Genomic DNA, 16,341 nt, shown 5'->3' with positions numbered 1-16,341 from the left:
TTCCCTTAATTTACGTTGCTTTGGAGTGATAGCTTAGCAATTACTAGTTCACACATAGAATCAAGTTCCTTACGAACAACATGCTCATAACCCAACCAAGAACTAGGATTTAAATGATTGATATGACTAGAAATTGTAGCAACAATGTACTTTAATGTACCGCTAAGTAATAGCTTGCTAATTTTATCGTTTTGATTACTACATAATGTAAAAACAAATTGATTAATAACATCTAAAATAGAGACGGTCGACGACGCCTCAACAATGTCATGACGAAGCCTCTGCATATGTTTCACAGCATCCTGAACGACACCTAAACTTATCGTGCCGACATTTTTAATGTCATTATTATAGGTGATAACCTTATGCAAAATTTCATCTTTTTTTACTGGCTCAAATGACAAGTTTTCAAAAGTGACCGTCTCAGTTCCTCGGATCATTGCGCCATCACTCGCATTGAGCACCTTTAAATACGGGTATAGTTTAATGAGCCGCTCTTGCGCAATACGTGCTTCATTGAAAACACGAGATGAATAGACATAATCCCTTAAATTACCTTGAACTTTTAGTTCTGCATCAAATTTCGCCAAAGAAAGATCACTCGCCTGATCAAAATATCCAGACAATTTACTGTGGTGCTGAGATGGATCTATATAGCCATAATCACAACCGAGTAGAATTAGCCGCTTAATACCCATTCGTTGAAAAGCTGCCACAGCCATGTTGGTAACCGTAGGGTTACAATGATAGAGGGGCTGAAGCGAACAATCAGTGACGCCACAAATTTCAGCACCTAAATCATTACCTTTAGCAAAAACAATTCGATGCTTAAAACACTCAATGAGTTTTGGGTACACAGTACTTAATGTAATTAATGTCGTATTATTCAATCTCGGATCATTGAGCTCATTTTCTTTCAAATAGTATGTTTCTGGCACTCTTTCCATTTCAATATGGAAATCTGGAATGATCCCAACTTTCAACAACGTACTCAATGAAGTGCCGCATGACACGACAATAGCTTGATTGTGTATTAACTTTAGATGCTCAATATTACGATCTAAAGACGGCCCATTACCTACGATCACTGCATTCAAGTCATTAAAGCGGCCTAATAAATTATTGTAATTCCTAATACCTGTATTTTGATTATTCGTCAGGCTATGCTTTAACCCCATTAATTCATCTTCTAAGTACCCCCACATGCTGGCAAAATTATTACGCCACTGTTTAAAGTACTCAAAAATTCTATCAAATGCAGGGCTACTATAATGTCGATACAGGCTTATATCGACAATGAGATGACAACCAATTTTCATCATCAGCTGCTTGAAAGCATCTGTGAATGACTCATAGCTATCGGTACATACAATGCTGAATGAGCCCCCTCTCTTTTCACACTCATGCTTAATTTGTACTAAATCAACATGTTTACTTGCCATTGCAAATTGTTCTGCATTTGGCTCAACTATCACAACATCACTGTATGCAATGGTGTGTAACAACTTGCTAATATGCAAACCTGCCCCAATCCCCAATACGACCAAAGTGCCTCTTTGCGGTTTGGATGCTGGTTGGCAACCAAACTCTTTTGCTGCAGCATTTAAGTTATTGATACTGATCTGATGAGCATAGTCTTTGCCCGCTATCGTCGTAAAATTCATACGTAAGTGAGAAGGATGTTGTAGAAACAATGAAACCTGTTTCTCACAACTCTGCCTCACTTCTGAGCCATAAAACTCCTGTTGAAAAACGTTGATTTCTTTTTCACTCAAGCCTTGAATTTTTTTGAAAAGATAAGGAGGAAGGAGATCTTCCAAGAATAGATAATTTTTCCTAACTATATCCATATTTCAATAATATTCCTGCATATTTAGCAGAGGATCATTCCATAGCACTATTTTTTCGTCAATCAGAATTAAATACCATAAATGTAAAAAATTAGATATTTAATTAATATAAATCAAATACAAATTAAATATTAATTGTAACTCGGCAAGGATAATTATAAAAAAAGCCACGCAATTGCGTGGCTGGAGAAACATTGCATGGGTATATTGCAATGAATAAAGTCAGCCGGACATCCCGGCTTAAAAGGGAAACTATGCAGCGGCAGATGAACCAGACTCTCGTATTAAGTACTCAAAAGCACCTAAACTAGCTGTTGCGCCACTCCCCATCGCAATTACTATCTGCTTAAAAGGGGTTGTGGTCACATCACCAGCAGCAAAAACGCCTGCCATATTAGTAGACCCTTTATTATCTATTTCAATTTCACCAAATTTATTTAAATTTATATCACTACTATTTAGCCACTCTGAATTGGGCACCAGTCCAATCTGTACAAAAATACCCGAAACATTGATTAAATGTTCCTCTGTGGTGACACGATTGAGGTACTTTAAGCCATTTACTTTATTTTTATCACCCATTATCTCCGTGGTTTGCGCATTCGTGTGAATTTCAATATTTGGTAAACTTTTCGCTTTATCAATTAATACTTGATCAGCTTTTAATTCGCTTGCAAATTCTAATACGGTGACATGCTCAACGATGTTAGCTAAATCAATAGCCGCCTCAATACCTGAGTTACCACCACCGATCACAGCAACTGGTTTACCTTTAAATAAAGGTCCATCACAGTGTGGGCAGTACGCAACTCCTCGGCCTTTATACTCTTCTTCACCAGGTACATTTACATTGCGCCATCTGGCACCAGTTGAAATCACAATCGACTTGGCTTGTAGTTTTGCGCCATTTTCTAATTCAATGTCTAAAAACTCATTACGTTCGATTTTTGTGACCCGATTGCTATCCATCACATCAACGTCATATTGCTTTACATGCTGTTCCAATTGAGCAACTAATTTGGGGCCCTCAGTCTCTTTAACTGAGATGAAATTCTCTATGCTCATGGTATCCGCAACCTGACCACCAAAACGTTCAGCAACAACACCTGTATTTAAGCCTTTTCTCGCTGCATACACCGCAGCCGAAGCGCCAGCGGGACCGCCACCAACAACTAACACATCAAACAAAGGTTTGTTATTGAGTTTATCTTTTTCCTTTTGTGCCGAATTACTATCTAACTTTTTCAAAATATCAGTAAGACCGATTGCACCCTGACTAAATAGTTCGCCATTAAGGTACACACTCGGCACGGCCATGATGTTGCGCTCTTCTACTTCTTGTTGGAATAGTGCGCCATCTATCATTGTCGTGGTAATATTTGGATTATTTGCAGCTAAAACATTAAGAGCTTGAACAACCTGAGGACAAGTCTGGCAGCTTAAAGATACATATACCTCAAAGTTTAATGGCTTATCTATTTCTTTAATGATTACGAGCTCGTCAGTTACCAGTTTCGTATCGTGACCACCGCTGTGTAAAAGCGCTAAAATCAAGCTCGTAAACTCGTGCCCCATAGGAACACCCGCAAAATTGATTTGTGTTTTAGCCTGTTTCGAGCTGACTTGCAAAGAGGGTCTTCTAGCATTGATATCGTAATTTTCTTCAATCGATATGTTGGGACTTAGTAAAGCAAGATCTTGAGCGAGCGAGTTCAATTCGTTGGACTTACTGCTGCTATCGAGCGCCACTTTTAACTCTACAGGTGATTTAATATTCTTAAAGTGCTCTTTGAGCTGCTCTTTAATTTGCGCATCTAACATTTTTATAATTCCTCATTGAAACGCAAAGCTCATGCTTGCTGAATAAGTGGTTTTAAAATTCGAATATGACCTACCAGCACTCGCTGGTAGGTATGGACTAGACTAGATTAAATTTTACCGACTAGGTCTAGAGATGGCGCTAAAGTCTCCTCACCTGGCTGCCAAGACGCTGGACATACTTCGCCGTCATGTGTTGCGATATACTGCGCGGCTTGTACTTTGCGAAGTAACTCATTTGCACTTCGACCAATCCCCAAATCGTGAGTTTCAACAACCTTGATTTCACCTTCAGGGTTAATCACAAAAGTACCACGAAGTGCTAGACCCTCTTCTTCAATCATCACGCCGAAGTTGCGAGTGATTTTACCTGTTGGGTCACCAATCATTGGGAATTCAATTTTTTTGATTGTATCTGAAGCATCGTGCCACGCTTTATGTGTAAAGTGTGTGTCAGTAGATACCGAGTAAACTTCCACGCCCATCTCTTGAAGCTGTGCGTAATGATCTGCTAGATCACCTAGCTCAGTCGGACAGACAAAAGTGAAATCTGCTGGGTAAAAGAAAACGATACTCCATTTCCCCAATAGGTCTTGCTCAGAAACTTCAACAAAATCCCCCTTGTGATATGCTGTTGCGTTGAAAGGTAAAAGCTTTGTATTAATCAATGAAGTGCTCATGGCTATCCTCTTTATCAGTATGTATTAGGTGTTGACGATTGTCCTCGCCTTGCTTGACTACAAAGATAATGGCTTCCGAGAATTAAATAAAATTGATTAAAACAATCATTACTATCGATTAATCCGATTAAATAAACTCAATGACATTGTAATCCTTCGGTATAATCAACTCGTAATAATGATGATGCGGTTAGTCCGCTCAGCTAAATTTTATCGACAAACTAACACTAACTAAGAGTTTTTATGCACCCGTACTTCAATCACATCCAATTAGGCTATTTTGGTTTCATACCTTTTTTACTTTGTATCGCATCAACCTTGATGTTGGGCAGCTCTGAAACACTGGTTAAAACATTCACCTTCTACAGCATGGGTATTTTGGCGTTTATGGCCGGTACATTATGGCGCGCAGGTGAGCAGGCTAAGGTTCATGCTATCCTAGCTGTATTGGTTGTGATCCCTTTTCCTCTATTAGCTTTGGTGTCTTTGGCAGGACAGTTAACCTACCTTGCTGCAAGCTACTGGTTAGTACTATGGTTTGAGAAAAGTATGCCGAAATGGCAAGAAGCACACAAAGATTACAAACAAATGCGTTTTATGCTGACCTCGGTTGTGTTTGTTTCTCACCTATTTATGATCTCTCAAGCTATTGAATTAACTAAATAGAATAATCACTTTAAACAGGTCACAGGCCGGCACAAGAACTATTCCCTTATTGCGGTATAAAAGCACTACCCGTTTGGTAGCAGATCAATTACCATATTCGAATAGTGTTTAAGATGTCGGCAAGCTTTTTCCTTATTTTTATTAGCATAATGCATAATTGCAAACTTATTTTATTGAATAATTTACAACTAAATATTTCAATTGTTTGAATCAATACGGTAAATTAGTTCTCAAACAAGCAGAGCATTAAGAAAACTGCTATAAGTTAAAGGGGAGCGTTAGGAGTGCAAATATGATTCAAAAGCTGCTTTATGGGTTTATTGGGATTTTTGTGATCTCATTTTACCTATGGATGAGGGAACAGCCAGGGGATTTATTGGACTCTATTGAGGAGCTGTTTTGGTTTGCAATTGCCTTCGCCATGATTGTTTATTCTGCTCCCCACCTGAAAAATAATATTTTGATATTTGCATGGTCGATATATTGCGTGGGGTTACTACTAGACTTACTCGATGACTTCATTGCTGTTGATATCTTCCCTGTTATTGCTCTAGATACCTCCTTGAAACAATTTGGCTTTTTACTGATTTGCTACTCCCTCTACACCATGATAGTCAGACAAAGAGAGTCTATATCTTTACTCAACAACGAGATCCAGCAACGCAAGCGCTTAGAAGAGAAGTTAAAATTCGATGCGACCCATGACGAGTTAACTCAAATAGGCAATCGCAGAGCATGTTTCACTCAATTCCCCTCCCTTTGCACAAAATATAAAACACTATTTTACTTCGACTTAGATGACTTTAAATGCGCTAATGATAAATTTGGACACAGTTGTGGAGATTTAATTCTTAAAAAAGTAGCTCAGTCCCTTAGTGATGTATTTGGAGAGCAAAACTGCTTTAGAATTGGTGGTGATGAGTTTGTTGCTTTCGGCACTTTTGATACGGAAAGTGACGAGCAACTACGAAAAAAATTACTGGAAGAAGTATTTGAATATGGCGTTGGCATCAGTATTGGCTATACAGCGACAGATACTGACGTAGCTCCAGATAAACTATTGCACTTAGCGGATGCGTCCATGTACAGTAATAAGAGCTTAAAGTCTGTACGTTCGAAACCTCGAGTTAGTTAACATTGCCACAATATCGTACGTTTGCATTAAAAACTTTTCCAATATAAAACCCTTTGAATTATCATTGAAAAAGGTACTTACTATAAAATTTTTTATGAGATGCTTGGCGATGGCTCATTCCTGCTCATAAACAGACCTAGATATTGGCTAGGTTTAACTAAACAGATAATAAGCGGTACCAAACAAAAAATTCAGCGCACTCACATTACAAAGGGGATTGACTAGTGCTCAACAATCTATTTTCCAGCTCAGATCTGAAATCAGAACTCTCACAAGTTAAAAAAGAATTAGCACAGCAACGCCAAGAAAACGAGCAACTTGCGGCTGACAACAATCGACTTCAGGCACAGCTTATTGAGGCGCAGCAACAATTAAATGACAACACAGACAATCAATTACTTCAATGTGCTTTGTCAGGTATGAGCCAAATAGAAGGGATCAGAGAAACCGTATTGCAAAGCTTTCAAAATATTGAACAAGATAGCGCTGCAATTTCTCAGGTCAATCAGTCCTTTGAAACCTCAGAGCAATCATTGTCAAATATATTATCCGGGATGGGCCAACTCTCCGATAATATGTCCAGTATGACGGACAATATATCTGGACTTTCTCACATGGCCGACAACATACACACATTCGTAGCGACTATTTCCAAGATATCAGATCAAACTAACTTACTTGCGTTGAATGCTGCAATTGAAGCGGCAAGAGCGGGCGAAGCAGGTCGAGGGTTCAGTGTTGTTGCAGATGAAGTAAGGGCCTTGGCTAACAATACCAGTGCCTCTGCCAATGAAGTATCTGAATTAGTTACTAAAATAATTGATACAACGCAGCTAACCGTAAAAGACGTCTCAGTTATTCAAGAATCAAACAAAACACTGTCAAATAGCATAGAGCATCTAAATGACGAGTATGGACATATCGTTGCCAGTTGTGGCTCAATGAAAACAACCATTTCAAACGCAACTAAACAAACTTTTATCCAAACAGTTAAACTTGATCACGTAGTTTGGAAAAGTGAAGTTTATGCGGTAATTATGGGCAGCAGCAAAAAAACAGTATCGGACTTTGCAGATCATACATCTTGCCGACTCGGTAAATGGTTTTCGGGGGATGGAGCGAAATTATATGCTGACAACTCAGCGTACCGACGCCTAGAAAGCCCCCATAAAGATGTTCATAAATCAGGTGTCGAAGCGATTAGAAAGTTTCAAAGTGGTGATAAACAAGGTGCGGTTCAACAACTCAATAAAATGGAGCAAGCCAGTGTTGATGTGATGCACCTTCTGGATGAATTAAGAAGCGCATAGCGTAAAACAGACAGTTCGTAAGCAAAAATCATGGCCATTTAGCGACTTTGGTACCTAAATATTGATATAATCGGTGCTTTTAATCAGTCAGTATTCATTCATGCAGTTAGATCCAAAGTGGCGCATTTTAACAGTGGGAGATGGCGACTTAAGCTTCTCCTACTCAATTAAAAAATACCTAAACCCGAAACTCATTGTTGCGAGCATCTATGACAGTGAGGCCGTACTTAGGGAAAAATACGAATATCATGCGCTTGATAAGCTGCGAGATATCAATACCCAAGTTATAACTGAATTTGACGCCACAGATCCCGCCTCATGGTCGCAACTCGGCGAGCAAAAGTTTGATGTGGTTATTTTTCAATTTCCCCTGATACCTGCATTTTCTTCCCATGATGCGTTTAAACAAAGCAATTTGAGTATTAATACACTAAATCGACGTTTACTCCGTCACTTTTTAAATTACTCTCAAGCCATGGTGCTAGACACAGCGGGCCCAATGCTCAGTGTAATCACGTCTAAAGACGTGAAACCTTATTGTGAATGGAATCTGGAAGAAACTTTACATCAAGGCCTTAACATTGATTACTTAGGGCAAACACAATTCGATATCACCCGATTTCCTGAGTATAAAATCCGAAATGTCGATAGAGACAAGCATGTCAAAGACACACGCGGGATCAGTTATTTTTGGTCTCCGAAGCATAACGAAAGCTTAGCACTAACAAAACCAAACTACCTTATGCCCTCACATTGTGCCATGTGTCGCGTTGGCCCATTCTTAACTGAGCAAGATAAAAAAGCCCATTTTAACTCAAAAAAACACAAGCAAATGTCAAAGCATGAAAATGCATGGCAGGCATATGTAACTCAAATACAGCGAGATGAAAACCTTAAAAAAGACACATAAAGTACAACATAAAAAAACAATAAATACACATAAAAAACCGATCCAGGACCAGATATAGAATAATGTATACAAAATGATTGAGCGATTGTTCAGAACTCTTTAGACTAGCGCCTTTCTTGTTATAGCAGGCTCAATTATGCAACTTTTAGACAAACGTTTTTTATATGCAATCGCATGTCTACTGCTGGCCATGATAACTATCCAATCAGGGGCATCAATTGCAAAGCAATTATTTCCCCATGTTGGGCCCGAAGGAACCACAGCCTATCGCCTTGGCTTTTCTGCACTGATTCTTTGCCTAGTCTTTAAACCTTGGCGAAAACTACCGACAAACTGGCGGCCAGTTATTCTGTATGGTTTATCTCTCGGGGTGATGAATTTAACGTTTTATTATGCAATCGCTCGAATTCCTTTGGGCATAGGCGTCGCTTTAGAATTTATCGGCCCGCTGGCTGTCGCACTTTTTGCATCTAAAAGAAAGCGAGACTACCTTTGGGTTTTACTGGCAACTGTCGGAATATTTTTATTGCTACCAGACATAAACTCAGTAGATGGTCTTGATCCTATTGGCGTGATACTCGCATTAACTGCTGGGGCCTGTTGGGCTGGATACATTATTTTCGGAAAGAAAACCGGCAGTCAGGGTTCAGGTGGTATGGCAGTGGCTCTAGGTATGAGTGTGGCTGCCATCGCTGTAGTTCCCTATGGAATTATCTCCCAAGGTAGCGCTTTATTGAACTGGTCGCTTATACCTCTTGGCATTGCTATCGCTCTGCTATCTAGCGCTTTGCCTTACACTTTGGAGATGATCGCATTAAAAAATATACCTGCTCAAGGGTTTAGTATTATGGTAAGCCTTGAACCTGCAATTGCAGCATTGGCAGGGCTACTCATTCTCGGAGAATTACTCACTATTTGGCAGTGGACAGCCATACTATTAGTCATCGCAGCATCCGTTGGCAGCTCAATCTCTACCAAAAAGTCATAATTTAAAAGGCCTCTTTAGGGCCTTTTAAAACCTAACCCCAAGGAGAGGGATAGTCAAACTGAGCTTCCTCGGCTACTGGCTCAAAGCGCAAATTTTCAGGCACCGCACTAATTTCCTCAACCTCAGGTAGTGGATCAAAGTGTAACTTTAACCACTGCTGTTGTTCATAAAGCATATGAAGTAAATCTTGTTCATTGCTATATTGATGGTCACTATTAGGTAACATAACTAATTTCGCTGTTTTTCCTAAATCATTAAGAGCGCTAAACATACGTTCAGACTGAACAGGAAAACGACCTTCCATTCGATCTTGGTAACCATGAATTAAGAGTACTGAACTCCGAATGTTGTTAGCCGAAAACAATGGAGAGTGTGCTAAATACTTGGATTGTTCAGCCCACAAACTATGCGCATTATCACCAAATAAAAATGGCGCAAGTGTCAAGTTATATAAGCCGCTGCGCGCGATGCCTGTTACAAACAGTTCCGTTTGAGTCAACAATTTCAGCACATTGGTAGCAGCAAGCCCTTGCCCACCAATAGCAATTTTATCTTTGTCAGCAATGCCTTGTGATACCAAAGTATCTACAATCGTTTTAGCTGCGTCACGTAACTGCTTGTCTAGTTGCTCGCCCTGGCTAAGGGTACTCAATATAGGCATATTTTTTATATTGAGTATTGCATACCCTTCGTGTACAAAAGGGACTCCATTCATCGCATGTAGTTCAGGAAATAAATATGGTGACTCAATATTTTGGTTGCTCACTTTTGCTGGTCCACTATTTAACCAAATGAGGACTGGAATGCGACCTAAACTAGGGTCAAAGCTATTGGGTAAATAAAAGTCTGCTTTTATTTTCTTCCCTCCATCGAAGGCGAACTGCATTTCCTCTTTACGGATCCCTTGCATACTTGGATATGGATGCGGATATTTTGTCAGTTGCTCAACTACATCGAAGGTTAGGTTTCTTGAAAAGTAATTTGTTGGGTTGTCTCTAGACTCTTTACGGGTAACGAATTGCATTCCGTCATTGGACAGTAAAGCAATTACTTGCTCAAAATAAGGTGCACTGGATTGCCATATAGAGGTCAGAAGATTTCCTCGCGTATCAAAACGAGCGAGAAATGGTGTGTCTACACCTTCTTTACTTTTACTCCCAGTAATAAAGAGATATCTACCTCCAGCCACTTTCGCAACTGAGACACCCAAGTCATTTTTTGTCATCACCAATTCGCGACGTTCACTGGCAGCCATATCGTCAAACAAATTCAACTTAACTTGCGCACGACCTGGCGTGAGAGGAGAAAACGCGCGATACTCTTGCTTGCCATGGCCTAAATCAATCACCATCAAGGCAAGTTGATTGTCTCCCCATATTATTTCTGACACACGACCATCAACCTCTGCATACAACCTAGGCTCACGTCTAAATGGTGCAGAAATACTGTACAAACTTTCACTTTCTGCGGCTAAGTCAGATTGAGCCCATACCAAGGTCGCTCCCTTATCAGCACGCCATTGAAAACCGCTTTTCACAGTTGGGTCTGAGATTGCCTGTGCAAGTAAAGCTTGCTCAGAAAGTGTCTGTTGGGGACGATATACTTCGTGTAAGGGAGCCCCTCTCATCCCCCAAATCTGCCACACACTATAATTTTGTTGCTGAAAATCTTGCTTTGTCATTTGTGACAAATTCTGCACATCCATCATAGCGACGAGTAAATTGGTTGCATCAGGAGAGGATTTAAATTCACTAAAATAAGCTGGCTGTCCAATCGGTACTTCTTTTCCTTTAAGTGGCACTTTATACAGCTGACCGAGCGCCAGATTCATAAACTCGGCGTGTTTCTTTGCACCGAATACATTGTTTTTTTCAGGCGCGGCTTGGGCCATTGAATTTACAACCAAGGGTCCATTCGGTTTAATAGCTGGCAACGTCAAACTAGACTTCACTTCTACTGAGTTTACTCGTACATTGGCAATCAGCCCCGAACCATCTGCCAGCCACTCATAAGGTTTTGCGACTACAAACCCGTTCAACGAGAAGTTTGATAAACTCACTGGCTTTCGCTGTTTAATATCATAAACCCACAAATGCGCGCGTGTTTGAGTTTCAAGAACGAACGCGAGGTAGCGACCATTTGCACTCCATGCTGGGTATACAATTTGGCCTTGAGGTATATTTGAAACACGAATTAGAGCACCGGTATCAATGTGCTTAAAAGACAACCCTGAGTATCTAGGTGCATCACTGTGCAAGCTCGTCATCGGATTATACTGCACACCCAATAACGTGCTTACTGGAGATTGATGTCCAGTGTTTGCAGCAAGGTCTAGGAGTGCCATCCAATTCCCTTTCGCATTTACAAGCGCTTCAGGAACACTATGTTGTTGTATTAATTCTGCAATTTCAGGCGATGGTTGCTTATAACTAGATGCATCTGCATAAACAGCATTACTCAATATACATGCACTTACAAATAGCATTAATGCCCTGATAATTATCACGTCTGTAGTCCTAATCAAATAGCCACAACGGGACATCATATCTTTATTTTTAGACCAATGCAGTATTTTAGAGACATTTTGCAGTCAAAAAGCTGTTTTTTAGACTATTGTTTTATACAGTACCGCGACTTTTGAATTGTAAGTTGCAGAGTCCAAGTTGATAGGTTTAAACTATGCAACCGTCATCAGCACAACGTATGCGATCAGGCACTTATGAACAACGACAAAAAACCAGAAAAAATAACAATTTTTGATGTTGCCAAAGAAGCGCAAGTTTCCAAATCTACAGTTTCACTCGTATTAACTCACTCGGATAAAGTAAGCGACAAAAGTAAAGAAAAAGTCCTCAAGGCTATTGAGAAGCTTGGGTATGTCTACAACCGAGATGCAGCGGCCCTTCGCAGTAAAAAATCAAATTTAGTTGCAGTTGTGATCAACGACTTAACAAACCCATATTCAGCGCAGCTTGCCGTGGGCCTAGAAAAGCACATTTACGCACTAGGTATGGTGCCCATGTTGGTTAATACTGGTGAAGACTTTAAACGTCAGCAACAAGTGGTAAACACATTGAAAGAGTATAATGTGTCTGCATTTGTTATGGTCCCAGCGCCAGGAACAACCAAAGAATGGGTAAACCAACTGGTATCGTCAGGATTTCCTGTCATCAATATCATGCGTGAAATACAATTTGCGGATGCGCCCTGTATTTTGCCAGATAACCAAAAAGGGACGCATTTAGCGACAGAGCACTTGCTAAATAAAGGCCTGACTTCTTTAGCTTTCTTAGGTGGAACAGAGGAAATATCCGATTACCATGAGCGTGTAAACGGTTTTCGTTCTGCCATTACTGCACATGCCACACCTGTGAAATCATATGAGATTATGGCGCCAACAAACCGTCAAGGTGGCAGAGACGCCTTTCATGAGATTTACAGCACGACACCAAATATTCAAGCAGTGGTATGCTTTAGTGATGTCATAGCATACGGAGTCATGGAAGCCATGCGTGAACATAATTTAACGCCTGGAAAAGATGTAAAAGTCATTGGTTTTGATGACCTTGCAGACTCTCGTTTAATGCGCCCTGCACTCTCTTCTGTTCGCATCGATGCCAATGATATTGGTAAACGAACTTGCCAAGCCCTGAGCGAAATCCTCAACCAATCGCAACCTCCAGTAAGAACACTGGTAGACATATCGTTACAAATTAGAGAATCATCATCTTAAATGAACAAAGTTTTAGTTATTGGCTATGTATGGCCTGAGCCAAATTCATCGGCTGCTGGCATGCATATGCTTTCTTTGCTGCAATTTTATACATCACAAGGCTGGCAAGTAGAGTTTGCAAGCCCAGCGCAACAAACAGATCATATGGTAGATCTGTCTGAACATGGTATTTCAAGTAAACAAATTGCGCTCAATTGCAGCAGTTTTGACAGTTATATTACAGCTTTCAGCCCCGATATTGTCATGTTTGACCGCTTTATGATGGAAGAGCAATTTGGCTGGCGAGTTGATAAATATGCGCCGAACGCTCTGAAAATTCTAGACACCGAGGATTTACAAAGCCTCAGAGGAGCTAGGCACACAGCAGTTAAAGGAAACATAGATTTTCATACAGATCAATTGTTGAATAGCGAATTAGCTAAAAGAGAAATTGCCGCCATCTTACGCTGTGATTTATCTCTCATTATCTCTGACTTTGAACTAGAACTACTCCAATCAGCCTTTAACATACGTCCAGAGTTACTTGTACATTTACCATTTTTGGTTGATTTAAAAGCCATTCCTTCTGACTTACCTACATTCGATGAACGTATACACTTTATGACGATTGGCAACTTTCGCCATGCCCCAAACTGGGACTCTGTGCTGTATTTGCAGAAACTCTGGCCTGCAATAAAAAAACAGCTCCCTGAGGCACAATTACATATTTATGGTTCATATCCCCCCAAAAAAGCAACCGACCTAAATAACCCTAAAACGGGCTTTTTAATTAAAGGTTGGGCTGAGGATGCCTTAGAGGTGATGAAAGCAAGTCGAGTGTGCCTATCTCCAATTAGATTTGGCGCAGGTATTAAAGGCAAACTTTTAGAAGCTATGTTAACCCAAACGCCTTGTGTTACTACTGAGATAGGAGCTGAAGGAATGCATGGCGCACTACCTTGGCATGGCAAGGTTGCAACTAACGATGAAGAGTTCATTAATGCTGCTGTTGCACTTTATAAAGATCAAGTAGCGTTCAAACAAGCACAACAAAATGGCCTAAACATTTTGTATGATCGATATAATAAAACCACTTTAAGTACCCGTTTATTAAACAAAATATCCAATATTCAAAATGAACTAGCTGCCCATCGAACACAAAATTTTTATGGGCAAATGCTCAAACACCACACCCTACGTAGCACGCAGTACATGTCTCAGTGGATTGAGGAAAAAAACGCAAACAAAATGCGTTGAAAATAAGACAAAACTGGTTAGAATGCGCGGCGTAACTTATTATTAGTTTTATAGAAATGAATACTGAATTGGTTTCTTGTCGAACTTAAGAGCTAATTACGCCGCAAGCTATGTGTATACTAGTTTTTGAAGATTCTATTAATCTCAGCACAGCTGGTTGAGACTTCAAAATTACAACATAATTTAGCTGTAATATAAGTTACTGTAATTTGGGATTTAAGTGATCAACACTTAAATATATGGGCTCGCCCTCAACCTCTCAACTATTAGGTATTGCACAGTTGAACTCAGCTACGTTTACCCAAAAGCGCAAGTTTATTGTAAAGCTTGGCAAAATGCTCCACCAATACGGCACCCCTGCTTTTCGTTTAGAAGCCCATTTGATGGAAGTTGCCACACACCTTGGTTTAAAGTCTTCTTTTGTGATGTCACCAACATCAGTGACTTTTGTTATTTGGACAGACGGGCACGAAGAGGAATACACTCATGTTGCAAGGGTTGAGCCTGGAGACCACGATCTAGGTTCACTCGCCAATACTGATGATGTTGTTAACAAAATGCTCGCGGGCGAGCTAACAATCGCTGAAGCGGACGAAAACCTCGATCAAATTCAAAATGCCGACTCACCTTACACAAGATGGCAAATGGCTTTAGCATTTGCTGTGTCAGGTGGCGCATTTGCAATGCTCATGGGCACAAGTTGGAGCGATGTGATTTGGTCAGGGGTCATCTCAATTTTAGTTTACCTATTCATATTATGGTCAGAACACTCTAAGCGTGTTACTCACATGCTTGAGCCCATGGTTGCTATAGCCTCAGCCTTTGCAGCATGCGCGGTGTCAGCATATTTAGACCCACAGCTCAACATTCGTTTGGTGGTTTTATCTGCAATCATTGTGTTTATACCAGGTCTGGCGTTGGCATTAGGGTTTGCCGAGCTCTCTGCGCGTCATTTGGTATCAGGTACAGCCCGGGTAATGGATGCCTTTATGTTGCTTTTCAAGCTATATTTTGGCGCTTTTTTAGGTATTAGTATTGGTTTTTATGTTTTTGGGCAAGTCGACTTTGTACAACCGGACCCGCTACCTAAATGGACCGCTTGGTTAGCGGTATTTCTACTTTGTATCAGCCTCGTTGTAATTTTTAAAACCAAGCTCAAGCATGTCCCTTGGTGTATTACATCTGGGTTTATTGCCTATGCTGTATCTGTCAGCGCCGCCATATATTTTGACTATGCGCTTGGGACTTTTGCAGGCGCATTCGCAGTGGGTATTTTCAGTAACATATTTAACCGCGTAGAAAATGCCCCTGCATCTATCGTAACCATGAAAGGACTCATTGTCTTAGTACCCGGATCCAAAACCTATATTGGATTAAATTCTTTAATTGAAGGGCAAAGTTTCGTGATGGCAGATCACATTGGTCAGCAAACTTTTTTAATATTCATGTCTCTTGTTGCAGGGCTCATTTTCGCTAATGTCACGCTACCACCTAAAAAGAGTCTATAATCTATAGTAACAGCCCCCTAAATTATTAAGGGGGCTTCAAACGCATTTAGTTTCAATTTTAAAGCCCCGACCCACTCTCAATTAAAGTCCCCCACTCTTTCAGCGAATGAGCAAAGTACTTTCCCTTTAGTAACTAATATTACTCAGCTCTCTATTACTCTCGACACTAACGTCAGCTAAAGATCTTTAATCAAAGTACATGACTTACTTTGTCGTAAACTCAGCAACCCACTAATCACTGACTGAGCGAAATACCTCTTCACTAATCATAGATGGTCTTATCCACCCTTAATAAAAAGGGCTCATTACTTCTTTTAAGGAAGAAAAAATTCAAAATTAAGTATCACTAGTTGTGAATGTAAACAAAACTATTAATTAAAAAGTTCAAGTAAATTTACTTGTTAGATAAAAAAACCCTACGAAATTTAAAATAACATTTAAAATCAATATATTAAAACACCTAAAAATAAAAACAATTATATTCATAACTTTTAATCTGTTTTCAAG

12 protein-coding genes are annotated in these 16,341 nt (G+C 40.0%); 8 read left to right on the top strand and 4 right to left on the bottom strand.

Annotation, left to right across the window (positions count from 1 at the left end):
• Nucleotides 1–5: 5 nt before the first annotated feature.
• From S4054249_RS21005 to ahpC, 3 genes are all read right to left on the bottom strand, one after another.
• Nucleotides 6–1,850, bottom strand: coding sequence for a motility associated factor glycosyltransferase family protein (locus tag S4054249_RS21005; RefSeq protein ID WP_080928304.1), 1,845 nt, complete (start codon nt 1,848–1,850; stop codon nt 6–8).
• Nucleotides 1,851–2,102: 252 nt separating this feature from the next.
• The gene (ahpF, locus tag S4054249_RS21000) at nt 2,103–3,671 is read right to left on the bottom strand and encodes an alkyl hydroperoxide reductase subunit F (RefSeq protein ID WP_046355230.1); all 1,569 of its coding nucleotides are present in this window, start codon (nt 3,669–3,671) and stop codon (nt 2,103–2,105) included.
• A 107-nt stretch (nt 3,672–3,778) separates the two neighbouring features.
• Nucleotides 3,779–4,348 (bottom strand): alkyl hydroperoxide reductase subunit C, encoded by a 570-nt coding sequence (gene ahpC / locus S4054249_RS20995; RefSeq protein ID WP_039610887.1) that lies wholly within the window; start codon nt 4,346–4,348, stop codon nt 3,779–3,781.
• Between the two features lie 243 nt (nt 4,349–4,591).
• Between ahpC and S4054249_RS20990 the strand changes: the two genes are divergently transcribed.
• The 5 genes from S4054249_RS20990 to S4054249_RS20970 all read left to right on the top strand — a co-directional run bounded on the left by S4054249_RS20990 (nt 4,592) and on the right by S4054249_RS20970 (nt 9,357).
• Nucleotides 4,592–5,014: a DUF3429 domain-containing protein gene (locus S4054249_RS20990; protein WP_046355229.1), complete on the top strand. Its 423-nt coding sequence runs from the start codon at nt 4,592–4,594 to the stop codon at nt 5,012–5,014.
• Between the two features lie 292 nt (nt 5,015–5,306).
• On the top strand, nt 5,307–6,149 hold the full coding sequence (locus S4054249_RS20985; protein ID WP_052960910.1) for a GGDEF domain-containing protein: 843 nt from the start codon (nt 5,307–5,309) through the stop codon (nt 6,147–6,149).
• Between the two features lie 224 nt (nt 6,150–6,373).
• Nucleotides 6,374–7,459, top strand: a complete 1,086-nt coding sequence (locus tag S4054249_RS20980; protein ID WP_046355228.1) for a methyl-accepting chemotaxis protein — start codon at nt 6,374–6,376, stop codon at nt 7,457–7,459.
• A 100-nt stretch (nt 7,460–7,559) separates the two neighbouring features.
• A complete protein-coding gene (locus S4054249_RS20975; protein WP_046355227.1) occupies nt 7,560–8,369 on the top strand; it encodes a class I SAM-dependent methyltransferase in 810 nt (269 codons plus the stop codon).
• Nucleotides 8,370–8,505: 136 nt separating this feature from the next.
• Nucleotides 8,506–9,357: an EamA family transporter gene (locus S4054249_RS20970; protein ID WP_046355226.1), complete on the top strand. Its 852-nt coding sequence runs from the start codon at nt 8,506–8,508 to the stop codon at nt 9,355–9,357.
• A 31-nt stretch (nt 9,358–9,388) separates the two neighbouring features.
• Here S4054249_RS20970 and S4054249_RS20965 read toward each other — a convergent pair whose 3' ends face one another.
• Complete coding sequence (locus S4054249_RS20965) at nt 9,389–11,863, bottom strand: S9 family peptidase (protein ID WP_167354861.1); 2,475 nt, start codon at nt 11,861–11,863, stop codon at nt 9,389–9,391.
• Between the two features lie 213 nt (nt 11,864–12,076).
• Between S4054249_RS20965 and S4054249_RS20960 the strand changes: the two genes are divergently transcribed.
• The 3 genes from S4054249_RS20960 to S4054249_RS20950 all read left to right on the top strand — a co-directional run bounded on the left by S4054249_RS20960 (nt 12,077) and on the right by S4054249_RS20950 (nt 15,834).
• Complete coding sequence (locus tag S4054249_RS20960; RefSeq protein ID WP_046355225.1) at nt 12,077–13,090, top strand: LacI family DNA-binding transcriptional regulator; 1,014 nt, start codon at nt 12,077–12,079, stop codon at nt 13,088–13,090.
• Nucleotides 13,091–14,326, top strand: coding sequence for a glycosyltransferase (locus S4054249_RS20955; RefSeq protein ID WP_046355224.1), 1,236 nt, complete (start codon nt 13,091–13,093; stop codon nt 14,324–14,326).
• Between the two features lie 281 nt (nt 14,327–14,607).
• Complete coding sequence (locus S4054249_RS20950) at nt 14,608–15,834, top strand: threonine/serine ThrE exporter family protein (RefSeq protein WP_080928306.1); 1,227 nt, start codon at nt 14,608–14,610, stop codon at nt 15,832–15,834.
• Nucleotides 15,835–16,341 lie beyond the last annotated feature (507 nt).

Source organism: Pseudoalteromonas luteoviolacea (assembly GCF_001750165.1).
Classification (GTDB): Bacteria; Pseudomonadota; Gammaproteobacteria; order Enterobacterales; family Alteromonadaceae; genus Pseudoalteromonas; species Pseudoalteromonas luteoviolacea_G.
This window is presented reverse-complemented; position numbering and strand designations above follow the sequence as displayed.

Excerpts from the sequence above, each read along its gene's own strand:
- S4054249_RS21005 (WP_080928304.1), bottom strand. The coding sequence starts at position 1,850 with ATGGATATAGTTAGGAAAAATTATCTATTCTTGGAAGATCTCCTTCCT.
- S4054249_RS20955 (WP_046355224.1), top strand. The coding sequence starts at position 13,091 with ATGAACAAAGTTTTAGTTATTGGCTATGTATGGCCTGAGCCAAATTCA.
- S4054249_RS20990 (WP_046355229.1), top strand. The coding sequence starts at position 4,592 with ATGCACCCGTACTTCAATCACATCCAATTAGGCTATTTTGGTTTCATA.
- S4054249_RS20970 (WP_046355226.1), top strand. The coding sequence starts at position 8,506 with ATGCAACTTTTAGACAAACGTTTTTTATATGCAATCGCATGTCTACTG.
- S4054249_RS20960 (WP_046355225.1), top strand. The coding sequence starts at position 12,077 with ATGAACAACGACAAAAAACCAGAAAAAATAACAATTTTTGATGTTGCC.
- ahpF (WP_046355230.1), bottom strand. The coding sequence starts at position 3,671 with ATGTTAGATGCGCAAATTAAAGAGCAGCTCAAAGAGCACTTTAAGAAT.
- S4054249_RS20975 (WP_046355227.1), top strand. The coding sequence starts at position 7,560 with ATGCAGTTAGATCCAAAGTGGCGCATTTTAACAGTGGGAGATGGCGAC.
- S4054249_RS20985 (WP_052960910.1), top strand. The coding sequence starts at position 5,307 with ATGATTCAAAAGCTGCTTTATGGGTTTATTGGGATTTTTGTGATCTCA.
- ahpC (WP_039610887.1), bottom strand. The coding sequence starts at position 4,348 with ATGAGCACTTCATTGATTAATACAAAGCTTTTACCTTTCAACGCAACA.